This is a genomic window from Mesorhizobium sp. 43Arga (assembly GCF_053714255.1).
Genome location: NZ_JBSKBO010000001.1, coordinates 360,386 through 374,225, shown reverse-complemented (window position 1 = coordinate 374,225; position 13,840 = coordinate 360,386). Strand labels below are relative to the sequence as shown.

Genomic DNA, 13,840 nt, shown 5'->3' with positions numbered 1-13,840 from the left:
AAAACTTTGCCTCACAAATGAGGCATGATGTTTTCCGACGCCTTCATGGCGATCGCCGACCCCAATCGGCGCCACCTTCTGGAAGAACTTCGACGCGGCCCGAAGACCGTCAACGAGTTGGCAGCCGGGTTGCCAGTCTCACGCCCGGCCGTATCACAGCATCTGAAAGTGTTGCTCGACGCCGGATTGGTCAACGCCAAGGCTGAGGGCACGCGGCGCGTCTACACGGTAAGCAATGCCGGCTTCCTGAGACTCAACATCTGGCTCGATCAATTCTGGGAAGCCTGATCCGCTCGCCCTTTATCCTCGACATCGCCACGATAGTCAGGCTTGGACTTTCAGGAAGGCGCCGAGCGCATCGAGCAGTTCGCCCGTTCCATGCTCTCGCGTTGCTGAGGTGTCGTGGCCATCGAGAAAGGCGCCCTGTTCCGTCATCACGAGCCGCGTGCCCCCGCCTTCGGCCACAAACTCGATCGTCGCCAGTGACACAGAGACGCGGGTTTCACCGAACAGCAACTCATAGCTGTAGACGATGCGCTGGTCCGGCACGATGTCCTGATAGACCGCGTTGAAGAAATGCATCTGCCCATCGCTCTGGCAGCCTGCATTAACCTCCTTGCCACCGACGCGAAAGTCCATGTCATGCCGGCTGGGCATGGGGTCATGGGGATCGACGAACCAGCGCCGCTTGGCATCAGGATTGCTGAACGCGGAGAAGACTTTCGCCGGCGCCACCGGATAGCTCCGCTCGACGACGAAGGTGGAATGGACGACGGATCGTTCGGTCATGGTCTGGGTCCTTGTTGGTAACTGGATTGCCGAAATAGGTCCTGCCGGCCCTTAGGCTTCAGGCATCAACTGATGCCGGAGTTCCACCGCCAAATTGTCCAGCGCCGCGCTGAACCCTGCCTGGCTGCCGGCGATCATGTCCTTGCCGCCAAAGGCCGCGATCTGGTCGGTCAGCACCAGCCGCGTCGACGCCCCCACCGGCTGAAGCTCGACCGTGATCAGCGAGGCGGAAAGCCGGTTCCAACCCTCGCAAACGAGCTCGGTCGAAACGATGCGTTGCTCCGGCTCGATATCGATGTAGCGGGTCTCGACGCGGTAAATCAGGCTGCCGTGCGGCCCGCAGCGGCTGATATCCAGCCCGCCGACGCGGAAATCGGCCTTGTCGTAGACCAGGTCGACATTTTTCGACGGCGCTCCCCAGCGGGCGCGCGCCTGTGGGTCGGCAAGGGCCTGGAACACCCGCGCCGGCGAGGCGTCGTAGACGCGCTCCAGCACGATTGTTGCGTGGGTCACCGATGGTTCGGTCATGATGGCCTCCTTCATGTTTCGTCTTTGGTTTCCGCCAGAAAATCACCGAGCCGATCCAGCCGGCGTTCCCAGGAGAGGCGCCGCTCGTTGATCCAATGCTCCGCCGCCCTCAGCGCCTTGTGCTCGATCTGGCAGGTCCGTACCCGCCCCACCTTCTGCGTGCGCACCAGGCCACTCGCCTCCAGCACGTTGAGATGCTGGACGACGGCGGACAGCGACATCGCCAGCGGCTCGGCCAGCTGGCTGACCGAGGCGGGGCCGCGCGACAGCCGGTCGACCATCTGCCGCCGCGCCGGATCGGCGAGCGCCTGGAACATCAGGTCGAGCTGGGCGGGATCGTGCAGCATCGCAGTCAGCCGTTGTTGTAGGGAAAGAACTTGAAATAGGGCTGCGCCTCCTCGACCACCCTGGCAAAGGCAGGGCGCTGCAGCAGACGGTCGTGGTAGCGTTTCACGGCGGGGTATTTGTCGCCGAACGGCTCCACCTTGTTGGCATAGAAGAGTGCCGGAGAGGCCGCGCAATCGGCCAGGCTGAAGGCGTCGCCCACCGCCCAGGTCTTCGATTGCATCTCCTGCTCGACGATGGCGTAGGAATTGCGCAGCTGGCCGCGCGCTTGCTCGACGCCGAACGGATCGGTCCTGTCCCGAGGCCGCAACCGGTCGCCGACGATTTTCTGCATCGGCTCCTGCACGTAGAAATCATAGAAGCGGTCGGCCTGGCGGACCGCCAGCGCCAGGTCGATATCGGTGGGAACGAGCGCGACCGGCCCGGGATAGTGCGCGGCCAGATATTCCACGACGATGGTCGATTCCAGCACCGTGCGGTCGCGCGCATCGTCGTGCAGCGCCGGCATCTTGCCGCTCGGCGATATCTTCAGAAAGGCCGCGCGCGAGCGCTCGTCGCCGAGATCGACGATGACCGGGTTGAAGGCGGTGGCGTTCTCGTAGAGCGCGATCAGTGGCTTCCAGCAGAAAGAGGCCAGCGGGTGGAAATGCAGCGTGAGGGACATTCTGTGCTCTTCTGTTTCGTGTTTCGTCGATGGGCGGGAGATCAACACTGAAGCATTTACTTAACTATTGCGACATGCCTTGTCCGTCAAGACCGCCCGCGATGGTTCAGTTGGACCTGATATGGGCGACGATGGCGGCTTCTATGTCGGACCAGTCCTGCGGATGCAGCTCATGGCCACCGCCCGCGACGCGAAGGAGTTCCGCGCCGGCGACTGCTTTGGCCAGCGCCTCGCCATGTTCGACCGGAAAGATCGGATCAGAAGTACCATGGATGACCAGCAGTGGCGCCGCCATCTCCTGCAGGCGGTCCTTCCACGCATCGCCACCCTTGAGTGAAAAATGATTGGTTGCGCTCAGGAACCCGCCGGAGCGGTCGTAGTCTTGCTCGATGAAGGCTCTCATCCGGGCTTCGTCGAACGGATGTGTGGTGCTGGCGATCGCTTGCGTGTCCTTGACCATGAAATCGATCACCTGGCGGCGGTCCGACCAGTCGACATCGGCGCCCGCGGCCGAATGCTCGATATAGGCATCGGTTGTCTGCGGCAGATGCGAAGTGTCCATCCCCACCGGCGAACTGCTGATCACCGTCAGCGACGCGACGCGGGACGGGTGCTTGAGCGCCACGAGTTGCGCGATCCTGCCGCCCATCGACATGCCGGCGACATGGGCCTTGCCGATGCCATGGCTGTCGAGCACGCCAATCGCATCGTCCGCCATGTCGTCGAATGTATAGGGCGGCTTGCCCGGCGGATATTTGATCGAACGGCCGGTATCGCGATTGTCGTAGCGGATCACATACAGGCCGGCATCCGCCAACTCCCGGCAAAATGTCTCCGGCCACCACAGCATCGAGGCCATCGCGCCCATGATCAGAAGCAGCGCGGGATTTTCAGGATCGCCGAAGGCTTCGGATTTGATCTCGGGGCGATTGGTCTTCGTCATCACTCAGTCTCCTAATCCGATTGCATTTTGCAATCGGTTGCACGATAATAAGACTGATACGATAATGCAACTGGTTTTGTGTGGAGAGAATCGAATGAGCCTCGATCGCCGGTCCGGCTGCCCGATCAACCTGTCGCTGGAAGTGTTCGGGGACCGCTGGAGCCTGATCATCCTTCGCGACATGATTTTTGGCGGCAGGCGGCATTTCCGCGAACTGCTCAACGGATCGATGGAAGGCATTGCCTCCAACATCCTTGCCGACCGGCTGAAGCGGCTGATGGAATTGGGCATGCTGACCAAGGCCGACGACCCTTCTCACAAGCAGAAGGCGATCTACAGCCTGACCGAGATGGCCATCACGCTGGTGCCGATTCTCGCCCATCTCGGCGCCTGGGGCCGCGTCTGGCTGCCGACCACCGAGGAACTCTCGATCCGCGCCGAACTGTTGGAAAAGGGCGGACCGCCAATGTGGGAGAAGTTCATGGACGAGTTACGCCATGAGCATCTGGGCATGCCGCTCGACATGGCATCCGGTCCTTCTGTCCGCGCGACCCTGCAGGCCGCCTATCAGGCCGTGGTCGCCAGCAAGGCTCTCGATGCCAGTCCGGCCGCGTAACCAACTATTTTCCCCGTTGCGAGGCCGGCTCTGCTAGAACAGGCGGAAACCACAATTCACGGGATTGGATAAGGTCTTGGTTGAGAACTCTCGGGATGCCGCCCGCGCGCGCGCCGATCTGCGCTTCAAGAAGCAGGAAGAGGCGGCAACGGTTCGCCAAAAGGCAATGGCCGAATATGCGGCGGAGAGCGACGCCCGCAAGGCCAAGACCGACAAGCTACGGGCTCTGCGGCTGGCAAAGGAAGCCGAAGACCTTGCCAGCGCGACGGCGGCGCCCGTCAAGAAGCCCACCCGCGCCAAGAAGAAATAACCCCACGGCCCTTCGGCAACCCGGCCTGACCAGCCGACGCCGTTCGCCTGCCGATCCAGCCGCTCGCCGGCGCCGTCCTGGCAGCAACTCTTCATCCCGCCGCTTCACAAGAAGCAATTTCAACCGAAACCGGGATTGCTTCGGCCGGCCGGCCGCCGATGATTGTCCCTTTCCAACAGGAGATTGCCATGACCGCACTGCCGCTCGAAAAAGCCCGGCAAATCATCGATGCCGCCTTCGCCAAGGGCGCCGATCTCAAGCTCAGGCCGCTCGGCGTCTCCGTGCTTGACGCCGGCGGCCATCTGGTCGCGTTCCAGCGCCAGGACGGCGCCTCGTTCCTGCGCCCGCAAATGTCGGCGGGCAAGGCTTATGGCGCGCTGGCCATCGGCATGGGCTCGCGCAAGGTCGAGGCCTTCGCCAAGGAGCGCCCGCATCTGGTCTCCGGTATCTCCGACGTGTCGGGCGGACGTGTGCTGCCAGTCGTGGGCGGCGTGCTGATCCGCGACAAGGCCGGCAGTATTGTCGGAGCCGTCGGCATTTCAGGCGACACGTCCGACAATGACGAGGCCGCGGCCATCGCCGGCATCGAGGCCGCAGGCTTCACCGCAGATCCGGGCTGAGTGCTTAGTTGAGGTTGATGTCCCGGCTCGCTGACCGCATCGACACAGCGAAACCGGCCAGCACATCGAACAGCGCGATGATCATCAGCGTGAAGAAGATCGAGTGCGCCGCGCCCTTGACCAGCAGGAACTCGACCAGGAAAGCGACGAAGACCAGCGTCGACAGGAGATGATCCATGATCGAAGCGCCGGTCGTGCGCGCAGACTTCACCATTTCGAGGAACAGGACGATCAGCCCGATCAGTATCATCAGGTCGCCGAGCGTCATCGAGAACACCCCGCCCGACATCATGCGGAACGAGAAGATCTCGCCCTCCCACGGGTCGTCGCCGCCGCCGAAAATTCCGAGCAGGCCAAGATTGTAGAGAATGAAAGGCACGATCAAAAGCGGGACGGCACCGAACATCTGGCGTCTCCATATGGGGCACCTTCTGTAGAATGCGCCACAGCCACGCCGTCAAGATTTTTCGTGTGAGGCCGCAAACACGGTCGAAGACCGGATGCAACAACCATGTCAGCCGACATGGAGCAGGACAGAGGTTCGGCGCTTGACGTGGCCGGCGCGCACTACGTGCCGGTGCAGCCTGGGCCTCGGCAATTAGGTTCCGCCAACGCAAAAAGACCGGCCAGAGGCCGGTCTTTTGTAACTCAACCCTTCAAAAAGCTGGTCTCAGCTTTCCTTGGGGGTCAGCACCTGGCGACCGCGATACATGCCGGTCTTCAGGTCGATGTGGTGCGGACGGCGCATTTCGCCGGAATTCTTGTCCTCGACATAGGTCGGGGCCTTGAGGGCGTCGGCCGAGCGGCGCATGCCGCGCTTGGACGGAGAGGTTTTGCGTTTCGGAACGGCCATGGATATGCTCCACTACATGGTCAAAAGCCCCGCCCGCCCTCGTGAAAGGGCCATGTCGGGGCCTAAATCTGAGAAAGTCGGGTGCCTATACACGCCTGGCACAGTTTTGGCCAGCGCTGCCACGAATTTTTTTGTGTCGGCTACTCGAGACAGCCGACATAGGCGCCGGAGCGGCCGGCGCGTCGCTCGATCAGATTGGCGAGCCGTCTGAGGCCAGGTCCGGGTCTGGCCGGATTGCGGGCGATCGGATTGGGCAAGGTGACGGCGAGAAGCGCGGCCTGCCGGCGCGACAGCTGTTTTGCGGGAATGCCGAAATGATGCTGCGCCGCCGCCTCGATGCCGTAGATGCCCGGCCCCCATTCGGCGATGTTGAGGTAGATTTCCATGATGCGGCGTTTCGACATCACCGCGTCGAAAAAGACGGCGAGCGGCAGTTCGACGATCTTGCGCACCGAGCCCAGCGGGCGCGACCAGAGAAAAAGGTTCTTCACCGTCTGCATGGTGATAGTCGAGGCGCCGCGCGTCGCCTCGCCGGCAAGCGCATCGTCGACGACGCCGCGCAATTCGCCGAGATCGACGCCGCGGTGGAAGCAGAACTGCCCATCCTCCGACATGATGACGGAATGGGCCAATACCGGTGCGACATCGTCGATCGACACCCAGCGCCGGTCATAGCCGGAGAAGGTCGCCAGGTCCTTCAGCATCAGCGTCGACACCGGATGCACGAAGGACGGCAGGTAAAGGAAGGTCAGCACGGTCGGGATGAGCGCCAGTACGGCGGCCACGACAAGGCCGCGCCGGACCCAGCGCCTGAGACTGCGGCGGTTCACGCCGCGCGATCTCGTCGCCATGTCCAGCTTTTCGGTTTCATGATCGACGATCGGTTCCGCCAAGCTGCCCAACCCGTGCTTCTCCTCGCTCCGGCATAATGGCGCTTGCCTTCTTGCGCAACGTCTGAGTGTCGGCTACCGGTCCCGATCATGACGAATGACGACGAAATGGCGTTCGAAATGGCGCTCATCAGGCGGGCAGCCGCCGTCGAGGTGCTGCTGCGGCGCTTGCTCGACGATCGCCCGCTTTCGGGAGAGATCGCGCGGCCCGATCGCCTGATGGCGGCGATGCGCCATGGCGTGCTGAACGGCGGCAAGCGCCTGCGCCCCTTTCTGGTCATGGCAAGCGCCGCCCTTTTCTCCGCCGATGGCGAAGCAGCACTGCGCGTCGCGGCGGCGCTCGAATGCGTGCATTGCTATTCGCTGATCCATGACGACCTGCCGGCGATGGACGATGATGATCTGCGCCGCGGCCAGCCGACCGTGCACAAGGCTTTCGACGAAGCAACCGCGATCCTGGCCGGCGACGCCCTGCTGACGCTGGCCTTCGACATCGTCGCCAGCGAGGCGACCTTGCTTCCGGCCGAGCGGCGAGCGGGCTTGGTGCTGGCGCTTGCTCGCGCGGCCGGAGCCGGCGGCATGGTCGGCGGCCAGAAGCTCGACCTCGAAGCCGAGCAGACACCGCCCGACGAGGCGGGCATCATAACGCTGCAGGCGATGAAGACCGGCGCCCTGATCCGCTTCGCCTGCGAGGCCGGCGCCATCATCGGCGGCGCTGCGGCCGAGGACCGCGAAAGACTGGCCGAGTTCGGCTCGGCCATCGGCCTTGCCTTCCAGCTTGCCGACGACCTGCTCGATTTGACCGCCGACGCCGGCCAGATGGGCAAGGCGACCGGCAAGGACGCCGCCGCCGGCAAGGGAACGCTGGTGGCGCTGCATGGCGCGAATTGGGCGCGCAGCCAGCTGCACGGTCTTGTCGGGCAGGCGCACGCGCTGCTCGACCCCTATGGCGACAAGGCGGCGCTGCTGAAGGAGGCTGCGACCTTCGTCGCGACGCGCAACAGTTGAGCGCGGGCCGCGACATCGGCGCGAGACAAATGGGAGATCAGCTTCGATGTCGGCCAATCTGTTCGATCTCGGCGGGCGCCAGGCGCTCGTAACCGGCTCGTCGCAAGGCATTGGGCTCGCTCTGGCCAAGGGCCTGGCGCAAGCCGGCGCAAGCGTGATCCTCAACGGCCGCGACGCGGCGAAGCTCGGCGCCGCGGCGGCGCAGATCCCCGGGGCGCGTACGCTTGCCTTCGACGCGACCGCCCATGACGCGGTCCGTTCAGCCATCGACAATTTCGAGCTGTCCGGCGGACCGATCGACATATTGGTCAACAATGCCGGCATGCAGTTCCGCACGCCGCTCGAGGATTTTCCGGCCGATGCATTCGAGCGGCTGCTGCAGACCAATATCGCCAGCGTCTTCCATGTCGGCCAGGCGGTCGCACGCCACATGATCAGCCGCGGCCGTGGCAAGATCATCAACATCGCCTCCGTGCAGACGGCACTTGCCCGCCCCGGCATCGCCCCCTACACAGCGACGAAAGGCGCGGTCGGCAACCTGACCAAAGGCATGGCGACGGACTGGGCCAAACACGGCTTGCAATGCAACGCCATCGCCCCCGGCTATTTCGACACGCCGCTCAATGCGGCCCTTGTCGCCGATCCGGCTTTCAGCGGCTGGCTCGAAAAGCGCACCCCGGCCGGCCGCTGGGGCAAGGTCGAGGAACTGGTCGGCGCCTGCGTGTTCCTGGCCTCCGACGCCTCGTCCTTCGTCAACGGCCATATCCTTTATGTCGACGGCGGCATCACCGCATCGATCTGATCGCCGCGCCGCCGCACGAACGAAATCTTAATGTAAATGAAGCGTAATCCCGGTCGTTAAAATAATGCGTATGTGTTGGGGTTGCGCATGCCGGAATATTCTTCCTTCATCCGGTTTGTCCGGATTCGCTATCTTTCAGGATTGCTGATTTTCGCGCTGGCCTCCACGGCCATCATGGTTGCGCTCAACCGCGTCAATTCCTTCCGCCACGAGATCGACGCGCTGAGCAGCAACCTCGTCGTCTTCACCCGCGACCTGCGCAACGCGACCAGCTTCGCCGAGACCACCGGTTCCGCCTGGCGCAACGAAACGCGCGACGCGCTGACCGCCTCGGCCCGCGACCATTCCGAACGCCTGACAGGCGAGATCGACACGCTGTCCGCCCAGTTCGCCGCGCTGCGCTCGCGCCTGTCGGCCAAGACCCTCAACGAACTCGAAACTGCTTCGGTCAACGGCGATCTGTTCTGGTCGGCGCACGACATGGTGCGCAACTTCAACCTGATGTCGGTGGCGCAGAAGGCCGATGAATGGAGCTATCGGGAAATCCGCAACCAGAACGACCTGTTCGTCCAGCCGATGCTGGTCCGCGTCCGCACCGCCATGGATGAAGAGCGCCATCTGGCCGACGCGTCCAGCGACCGGTTGCTGTTGTGGGCGAGCGGCCTGTTGTTCGGCGTCCTGGCCATCGTCGCCTTCTGGATCTTCCGGCCGATGGAGCAGGCGATCCGCCGCGCCTTTGCCCAATCGGCCGAATCCCTGTTCAAGGCGGAGGCCGCCGACCGCGCCAAGTCGGAATTCCTGGCCAATATGAGTCACGAGATCCGCACGCCGATGAATGGCGTGCTCGGCATGGCCGAACTCCTGGCCAAGACCGACCTGACCCCACGCCAGAAGACCTTCACCGACGTCATCGTCAAATCCGGTAATGCACTGCTCACCATCATCAACGACATCCTCGATTTCTCCAAGATCAATGCCGGACAGCTCACCCTGGACCCCGCCCCTTTCCGTCTCACCGAAGCGGTCGAGGACGTGGCGACACTTGTCTCGGCACGCGTCGCCGAAAAGAACCTCGAACTGATCGTGCGTGTCGATCCGCGCCTGCCGGCCCATGTCGTCGGCGACGCCGGCCGCTTCCGGCAGATCGTCACCAATCTGGTCGGCAATGCGGTGAAGTTCACCGAGAAGGGCCATGTGCTGATCGATGTCGGCGGCGAAACCGTCAACGATGTCGTCCAGCTCAGGTTGCGCGTCGAGGACACCGGCATTGGCATCCCGGCCGAGAAACTGCAGAACGTGTTCGAGAAATTCGCGCAGGTCGACGGCTCCTCGACCCGGCGTCACGAAGGCACCGGCCTTGGCCTTGCCATCGCCGCCCGCCTCGTCGACCTGATGGCCGGCAAGATCGGGGTCGAGAGCGAGATCGGGCGCGGCTCCGTCTTCTGGTTCGCTGTGCCGCTGCCCGTGCATCATGCCGAGGCGCGCGAAGCGATCGTGCCGGTCGACGTCACCGGCGCGCGTGTGCTGGTCATCGACGACAATCCGGTCAACCGCGAGATCCTGCTCGAGCAGCTCAGAAGCTGGAGCTTCGACTGCGCCGCCGCCGAAAGCGGCGCGGTGGGGCTGGCCTTCCTCGATCGCGCCTGCCAACTCGGCGCCAGCGTAGACTGCATCATCCTCGACTACCAGATGCCCGGCATGAATGGCGCCGATGTCGCCCGGGCGATCGCCGCCGACAGCCGGCTGTCGGCCATCCCGATCGTCATCCTGACCTCGGTCGACCAGGTCGATTTCGGCAAGATGATCATCGATTTCGGCATATCGGCGCATCTGACCAAGCCGGCGCGCTCGGCGGTCCTGCTCGGCACGGTCATCTCGGTCATCCAGAAGGCCCGCTCGCAAGGCGGCAAGGCGCAATTCATTCGCGAACCGGTCCAGCCGAAGCCGGTCCCACAGGCGGCTCCGCCCGCGTTCACTGTCATCCGCGGCCCCGCCATGCCGGTCATGGCAGTGCCAGAATCGACCGCCACGCCAAACGGCCCGATCGACATCCTCATCGCCGAGGACAACGAGGTGAACCAGCTGGTGTTCGGCCAGATCCTCAACGGGCTCGGTCTGAGTTACCGCATCGCCGGCAACGGCCGCACGGCGGTCGAGATGTACCGCTCGTTGCATCCGAAACTGATCCTGATGGATGTCTCGATGCCCGAGATGAACGGCTATGAGGCAACCCGTGCCATCCGGGCGATCGAGGTCTCGTCGGGCGGTCACATCCCGATCGTCGGCGTCACCGCGCACGCGCTGAAGGGCGATCGCGACAAATGCATCGAGGCCGGCATGGACGACTATCTGCCGAAGCCGGTTTCGCCCGACCGCCTGGGGACGAAAATCGGCACATGGCTCAGCGAAACGGTGGTGGCCAAGACGGCGTGAGATATAGTCCCGTCAGGCTACCAGATCAGCGCGGCCGACCGATCGGGATGATTTCCGGTGAGGTGTCCGCATAGGGTCCGCCCCGCCAGTCGCCGAGCCATTGCTCCACCAGCAGGCCGGCGTCATCCAGCATCCCGGCAAGATTTTCCTTCTTCGGAAACGCGATTTTCGATTCAGCGCCTAGAATTGGTCTGCCGCCCGGAAATTCATAGAAGGTCGAATAGGTGACCACCGCACTGGCGGCATCCCAGTCGGCATCATACCAAGCCCTGACCGTGCCGAGGCTGGGATGCTCCACCATCCTTTCGGAGCGCTGCGGCGTCCATTCCAGCCACGCCTCCACGGCGGGATTTCGCGTGTCGAAGACGAAGCGCCCACCGGGACCGAGATGTTCGGCGATGGTGCGCAGCCCCCCCCGCTGATCCTGTTCGGTCAGGAAAACCTGGAACACGTGACCGGTCAGCAGCACCAGATCGAACCGTCTTCCGAGCCGCACCGTTCGCGCGTCGCCAACGACCCAGTCGACCTTGTCGCCGCCGGTCCTGCGTCGTGCGACGTCGAGCATGGCCGATGCGGGATCGACACCGGTGACATTGTACCCCTGGGCCATTTCGGCGGCCAGTTGACCAGTGCCGCAACCAAGATCGAGGACCGAGGCGCCATCCCGGGCAAGACGGATGCAATAGTCGAAATCGGCGCGGCCATGCTGATTCTCGATGTCGTAGAACTGAACGAAGTCGGGATCATTGTAGATCGGATCGGTCATGCTCGGCCCCATACTCAGCCGGCCGCGTCCAGACGATAGCGCCGCATCCAGTCGAGGCTTGTCTCGTCGGCGAGCTTCGCGACGCCTGGCCGGATGTCATCGGCATTCGGCTGTTGAACGCCGAGGGCCTCGCAGATACCCAGCAATGCCGCCGCCGGATCGGCGGAGAGACGATCGTAGCCAACCCGCAGCGGCGTTATGCCTTGCGCCACGAACCAGATGTTCCAGGCCGCATCATAGGCTTCGAGCCTGGCAAGTTCCGCTTTGATCCGCTCGAAATCATAGTGGGGTTCCTGCGCCGGTGCGACCCTTTCGATCTCGGTGCCGTCCGGCGCAATGTGCCAAAGGCCGGTCTGCCGCGCCTTGATCAGCGAGATCGCCTGCGCAAGCTTGTTCTCACGCGACAGGTGGATGTAGAGAATGCGGCCAAAGGCCTTTTCGAAACGCGCTGTGTCTGACGCCAGCCCCGGGAAAATCCGGTCGAGGATCGCCGAAAGTTCATCCAGGTTCTCGCGCATCAGGCGCAGGCCGAAAATCTCGGTGTCGCCCTTGCCGGCAACGATCGCCGCTTTGAGATAGGCGACATCGAATTCCAGTCCGCCCATCGTGTCGCGACCGGGCAGTTTCCACTCCTCGGCCCATTCCGACAGGTCCTGCGGCCGATAGAAGGAGTGCGGATCGCCTGATGTCCCGGTGGATGCCAGGAGCTTGCACAGCAACGTGCTGCCGGTTCTCGGCGTGCCGCAGATAATGTAGGCGTCAAACATCGCGCTGCCCTCGTCGTCCATCGCAGGCAGGGCAACCCCGGCCAGTCCACTGCCGCCTATAATTGAAATCGTTGCCGGATGCGACGGGCACATTCGAGCGGTGTGAACCGGCTCGTGTCGACCTCGAGGTCGTAGCATACGCCCCGGTGCACCCGCTCATATTGCCAGCGCGCCAGCCCCGGCAGTCTGTCTTCTCGCCGGGCTTCGCGCGCCTCCAGAGCCTCCAGCGGCGCCATCACGCCGACCAGATGGAGATCGAAGGCCGACAGCAGGTCGACATAGTCAGATATTTCGTCATTGCACAGCACATCGTCGACGATCAGGTCGTTGCCTTGCCCGGCCATGGCGGCAATGGCGTGGCGCATGCCACGCAGAGTTCTTTCGCCCACCGGTCCGGTCCGGATCACGACCGCGGGTTTGCCGTCCTGTCGAACGGTTTCGTAGGAGAAGCCATCGGCATGGTTCTGCAAGGCATCGGGCAGCATCTCGAGGAAACTGTCCATCTGGACATGCAGGAACGGCGCGGCGGTTATTGTCTGCAACGCCTTGGCGATCGAGCTTTTGCCCGCACTGCCGACGCCATTGAGCAGGACGATCCTGGCTTTCACGCTCAACGCTCCTTCGGACCAGAGTATCCGGCTTCGGGGCGGACTACCGGTTGCGCACCACCACACACGCTCCACCGACGCTTTGCAATTTCTGGCAGATGACATTGGCGGCGGCACGATCGTCGATCCCGATCCTGACCGCGTAGATGCCGCGCCGGCCGATCGGCGTGCGCACCCGGCTCACCACCGGATCATGGCCGGCAAGCAGCGCCGGAAACCGGCTCCTCACCCTGAGCCACTGGCTGATTGCAGCGCTGCGGCGGAAATTGCCGGCCACCTGGACGCCCCATGGTTTGACGTTGATCGAGGCCATGGCCACGGTCTGCGACATGATGACAGGCAGCTTGCGGCAGGCGACGGCAAAATCCGTCTTGGCATCGAGCGGCTCGATTTTTCCGGCATAGGCCGGGTCGGTGAACTTGTCGACCGGCTCGCCCATGACATCGAAGACATAGCTCTCGGTCTCCATTGGCAGGAAGCCGCCCGACCCCAGCCAGCGCGACACCCGGCTTTCGCCGGCATTGTAGGCGGCCGCCGCCAGGCCAAGATTGCCGTAGCCGGTTTTCATTTCGGCGAGATATTTCGCCGAGGCCGGGATCGCCTGGTAGATGTCGAAGGAATTTTCGAGCCCGCGCATCTTGGCGGTGCCCGGCATGAACTGGGCGATACCTTCGGCGCCGACAGGGCTGACGGCGTTGGGGTCGAAACGGCTTTCCTTCCAGATCAGCCGGGCGAAGAAATCCCGGGGCAGGCCGTTCTGGTCGGCATGGGCCTGGATCAGGTTGCAGACCTTGTCGATCAGCCGTTGCTTGGCCGATTGTGGCGGGTCGGCCTGAACGAGTGTCGACCAGGCCAACCCGCAAAGCAGAATCAGCGTTGCCAAGAGGAAACGCTGCAT

At 63.4% G+C, this 13,840-nt stretch carries 19 protein-coding genes; 7 read left to right on the top strand and 12 right to left on the bottom strand.

Going from position 1 to position 13,840, the window contains the following annotated elements; translation table 11 throughout:
- The first annotated feature begins 24 nt into the window (after window positions 1–24).
- Window positions 25–288 (top strand): ArsR/SmtB family transcription factor, encoded by a 264-nt coding sequence (locus ACWGS8_RS01820; protein ID WP_010911936.1) that lies wholly within the window; start codon window positions 25–27, stop codon window positions 286–288.
- 36 nt (window positions 289–324) lie between these two features.
- On the opposite strand, the gene ACWGS8_RS01815 is transcribed toward ACWGS8_RS01820, so the two are convergent.
- The 5 genes from ACWGS8_RS01815 to ACWGS8_RS01795 all read right to left on the bottom strand — a co-directional run bounded on the left by ACWGS8_RS01815 (window position 325) and on the right by ACWGS8_RS01795 (window position 3,269).
- Window positions 325–789 carry an SRPBCC family protein gene (locus ACWGS8_RS01815; RefSeq protein WP_454579338.1) on the bottom strand — a complete coding sequence of 155 codons (465 nt, stop codon included), beginning with the start codon at window positions 787–789 and terminating at the stop codon, window positions 325–327.
- 51 nt (window positions 790–840) lie between these two features.
- Entirely contained in the window at window positions 841–1,317 is a 477-nt protein-coding gene (locus ACWGS8_RS01810) for an SRPBCC family protein (RefSeq protein WP_454579337.1), read from the bottom strand.
- 11 nt (window positions 1,318–1,328) lie between these two features.
- Window positions 1,329–1,664, bottom strand: coding sequence for an ArsR/SmtB family transcription factor (locus tag ACWGS8_RS01805; RefSeq protein WP_454579336.1), 336 nt, complete (start codon window positions 1,662–1,664; stop codon window positions 1,329–1,331).
- A gap of 5 nt (window positions 1,665–1,669) precedes the next feature.
- Window positions 1,670–2,326, bottom strand: coding sequence for a glutathione S-transferase family protein (locus tag ACWGS8_RS01800; RefSeq protein WP_454579335.1), 657 nt, complete (start codon window positions 2,324–2,326; stop codon window positions 1,670–1,672).
- 106 nt (window positions 2,327–2,432) lie between these two features.
- Complete coding sequence (locus tag ACWGS8_RS01795) at window positions 2,433–3,269, bottom strand: alpha/beta fold hydrolase (RefSeq protein WP_454579334.1); 837 nt, start codon at window positions 3,267–3,269, stop codon at window positions 2,433–2,435.
- A 94-nt stretch (window positions 3,270–3,363) separates the two neighbouring features.
- Between ACWGS8_RS01795 and ACWGS8_RS01790 the strand changes: the two genes are divergently transcribed.
- The 3 genes from ACWGS8_RS01790 (at window position 3,364) to ACWGS8_RS01780 (ending at window position 4,815) form a co-directional block, all read left to right on the top strand.
- The gene (locus ACWGS8_RS01790) at window positions 3,364–3,885 is read left to right on the top strand and encodes a winged helix-turn-helix transcriptional regulator (RefSeq protein ID WP_454579333.1); all 522 of its coding nucleotides are present in this window, start codon (window positions 3,364–3,366) and stop codon (window positions 3,883–3,885) included.
- Between the two features lie 76 nt (window positions 3,886–3,961).
- Window positions 3,962–4,195 carry a hypothetical protein gene (locus ACWGS8_RS01785; RefSeq protein WP_454579332.1) on the top strand — a complete coding sequence of 78 codons (234 nt, stop codon included), beginning with the start codon at window positions 3,962–3,964 and terminating at the stop codon, window positions 4,193–4,195.
- 188 nt (window positions 4,196–4,383) lie between these two features.
- A complete protein-coding gene (locus tag ACWGS8_RS01780; protein ID WP_454579331.1) occupies window positions 4,384–4,815 on the top strand; it encodes a GlcG/HbpS family heme-binding protein in 432 nt (143 codons plus the stop codon).
- 4 nt (window positions 4,816–4,819) lie between these two features.
- Here ACWGS8_RS01780 and ACWGS8_RS01775 read toward each other — a convergent pair whose 3' ends face one another.
- From ACWGS8_RS01775 to ACWGS8_RS01765, 3 genes are all read right to left on the bottom strand, one after another.
- Window positions 4,820–5,221 (bottom strand): hypothetical protein, encoded by a 402-nt coding sequence (locus ACWGS8_RS01775; protein ID WP_454579330.1) that lies wholly within the window; start codon window positions 5,219–5,221, stop codon window positions 4,820–4,822.
- 264 nt (window positions 5,222–5,485) lie between these two features.
- On the bottom strand, window positions 5,486–5,668 hold the full coding sequence (gene rpmF, locus ACWGS8_RS01770) for a 50S ribosomal protein L32 (RefSeq protein ID WP_008834724.1): 183 nt from the start codon (window positions 5,666–5,668) through the stop codon (window positions 5,486–5,488).
- A gap of 140 nt (window positions 5,669–5,808) precedes the next feature.
- On the bottom strand, window positions 5,809–6,570 hold the full coding sequence (locus ACWGS8_RS01765) for a biosynthetic peptidoglycan transglycosylase (protein WP_454579329.1): 762 nt from the start codon (window positions 6,568–6,570) through the stop codon (window positions 5,809–5,811).
- A 78-nt stretch (window positions 6,571–6,648) separates the two neighbouring features.
- Here ACWGS8_RS01765 and ACWGS8_RS01760 point away from each other — a divergent pair, with 78 nt between their 5' ends.
- The 3 genes from ACWGS8_RS01760 (at window position 6,649) to ACWGS8_RS01750 (ending at window position 10,801) form a co-directional block, all read left to right on the top strand.
- Window positions 6,649–7,566 (top strand): polyprenyl synthetase family protein, encoded by a 918-nt coding sequence (locus ACWGS8_RS01760; RefSeq protein ID WP_454579328.1) that lies wholly within the window; start codon window positions 6,649–6,651, stop codon window positions 7,564–7,566.
- 46 nt (window positions 7,567–7,612) lie between these two features.
- On the top strand, window positions 7,613–8,368 hold the full coding sequence (locus ACWGS8_RS01755; RefSeq protein WP_454579327.1) for an SDR family oxidoreductase: 756 nt from the start codon (window positions 7,613–7,615) through the stop codon (window positions 8,366–8,368).
- 87 nt (window positions 8,369–8,455) lie between these two features.
- Window positions 8,456–10,801, top strand: coding sequence for a response regulator (locus ACWGS8_RS01750; RefSeq protein ID WP_454579326.1), 2,346 nt, complete (start codon window positions 8,456–8,458; stop codon window positions 10,799–10,801).
- 25 nt (window positions 10,802–10,826) lie between these two features.
- Here ACWGS8_RS01750 and ACWGS8_RS01745 read toward each other — a convergent pair whose 3' ends face one another.
- Genes ACWGS8_RS01745 through ACWGS8_RS01730 form a run of 4 tightly spaced genes read right to left on the bottom strand, consistent with a single transcriptional unit; the run spans window position 10,827 to window position 13,840 of the window.
- A complete protein-coding gene (locus ACWGS8_RS01745) occupies window positions 10,827–11,567 on the bottom strand; it encodes a class I SAM-dependent methyltransferase (RefSeq protein ID WP_454579325.1) in 741 nt (246 codons plus the stop codon).
- A 14-nt stretch (window positions 11,568–11,581) separates the two neighbouring features.
- Window positions 11,582–12,334 (bottom strand): Stf0 family sulfotransferase, encoded by a 753-nt coding sequence (locus ACWGS8_RS01740; protein ID WP_454579324.1) that lies wholly within the window; start codon window positions 12,332–12,334, stop codon window positions 11,582–11,584.
- A gap of 56 nt (window positions 12,335–12,390) precedes the next feature.
- Window positions 12,391–12,942 (bottom strand): phosphotransferase-like protein, encoded by a 552-nt coding sequence (locus ACWGS8_RS01735; RefSeq protein ID WP_454579323.1) that lies wholly within the window; start codon window positions 12,940–12,942, stop codon window positions 12,391–12,393.
- 43 nt (window positions 12,943–12,985) lie between these two features.
- Window positions 12,986–13,840, bottom strand: coding sequence for a transglycosylase SLT domain-containing protein (locus tag ACWGS8_RS01730; RefSeq protein WP_454579322.1), 855 nt, complete (start codon window positions 13,838–13,840; stop codon window positions 12,986–12,988).